This is a genomic window from Eudoraea sp. (genome assembly GCF_049665975.1).
Classification (GTDB): domain Bacteria; phylum Bacteroidota; class Bacteroidia; order Flavobacteriales; family Flavobacteriaceae; genus Eudoraea.
In genome coordinates, this window is the sequence record NZ_JBATGR010000387.1 from 1 (window position 1) to 1755 (window position 1755).

Genomic DNA, 1755 nt, shown 5'->3' on the forward strand with positions numbered 1-1755 from the left:
GCAATGGAATTGTTGAAGACTTCCCCGGGAATTATTCAGATCACAGGGCATATGAAGATAGTGCCGTTTTAGAGAAAAGGACCGAAAAGGGGAAAAGCTCTCAGAATAAAACAAATAAAACTTCCTGGCGGTCTGATGACAAAAGCAAAAAACTGTCTTTTGAGGAGCAAAAAGAGTATAACAAGCTGGAAAAATCTATTCAAAACTTAGAAAAACAAAAAGAGGAGCTTCAAAATCAATTTGCTAATACCGAATTATCTGGGGAAGAAATAGACGTTTTATCAATACAATTAAAAGATATCACAGAAAATCTTGAGGATAAAACTGAACGATGGTTTGAGCTTTCCGCGTTATTGGAAGACTAATTCCCCCGGTGGTTATTACATTATTCGAATTTACTGATTTTAAGAATTTACTTTAATGTCTGGTACCTTTCAATATCTGAAATTTTGGTTTAAGGCAACAAACCAGCATGGAATCCATTCCCCTTTTATTTATCGTTTTGTCACCAATGGTCTGTACATAAAACATAAATACTGCAGATCAAAATCACTGAATATATTTTTGAAATGTATAAATTATTTCAAACCAAAAAGTGTAGGCTTTGAGTATGGAAATGAACTTTTAAAAAAGAAAGTTAAAGACGAATTTCCATCACTTTCATTTAAAGAGCCATTTGAGATAAAATACTATGGGGCACTAGTTACAGAATCTCAAATTTTGGCTATGGCGAATTACGCCAAACAACAGCCCAAGGGAATAATCTATATTGGTGATATCAGGAAAAATACCTACACCATAGAACTGTGGGATAAATTAATTTTATCAGATTTTGTGACGGTTAGCGTGGATATGTATTTTGGAGGCCTTCTTTTTTTTCATAAAACTCAGGCCCGGGAGCATTTTAAGATTAGAATATAAACTCTTAACTTTAAGATAGATATTTTTCATACTATGAACAACAGTATTTATTACATATTAGCCGGGGTAGCCCTTGTTTATATAGTCATTTCTATTTTTAGTAAAAAAAGCTCTAAGAAAAGAAAATCAAGGAAATTTATGGATGGTTATGAGCGAAAGGACAAAAAGAGGTAATTATAAATACTTCAGGTATTCCTAATTATCGAAGAGCAAAGAATTTCATATAAAGCCAATTTCCTAACTTGCAACTCAAAAGGACTAAAATAGCCTATGAAAATATATACCAAAACCGGAGACACGGGTTCAACTTCACTTTTTGGAGGTACAAGAGTTTCTAAACATCATATTCGCATTAACGGTTATGGTACCGTCGATGAACTAAATTCATGGCTTGGACTGCTAAGGGATCAGGAGATGAATTTGCATTTCAGAGAGATTCTTATTACTATCCAGGATAAATTGTTTACCGTAGGTGCTATTTTAGCTACTGATCCTGAAAAAGCACAATTGAAAAGTGGAAAAGATCGTCTGAATATTCCTTTAATAGACAATGCAGATGTAGAGCTATTGGAAAAGGAAATGGACAATATGAATGAAACTATGCCGCCAATGACCCATTTTATCCTTCCCGGAGGACACACAACAGTGTCATACTGTCATATTGCCCGTACTATTTGCAGAAGAGCTGAGAGAATGGTATCACAATTAAATGAATATGAGCCTGTTGATAGTTTGGTTTTGATTTACCTCAACCGCCTTTCAGACTATTTATTTGTGCTGGCACGAAAATTGTCATACGATTTAAAAGCGGATGAAATAAAGTGGATTCCTGAG

Annotated in this window: 2 protein-coding genes and 1 pseudogene; all 3 read left to right on the forward strand. The window is 34.3% G+C overall.

What is annotated here, in order from left to right; all coding sequences use genetic code 11:
- Window positions 1-365 (forward strand): annotated as a pseudogene (locus WBN20_RS13085) (ABC transporter ATP-binding protein); the annotation flags it as partial.
- Between the two features lie 199 nt (window positions 366-564).
- Complete coding sequence (locus WBN20_RS13090) at window positions 565-921, forward strand: hypothetical protein (RefSeq protein ID WP_424282018.1); 357 nt, start codon at window positions 565-567, stop codon at window positions 919-921.
- A 270-nt stretch (window positions 922-1191) separates the two neighbouring features.
- Window positions 1192-1755, forward strand: a 564-nt coding sequence (locus tag WBN20_RS13095) for a cob(I)yrinic acid a,c-diamide adenosyltransferase (RefSeq protein WP_424282019.1), incomplete at its 3' end; no start/stop codon positions are given.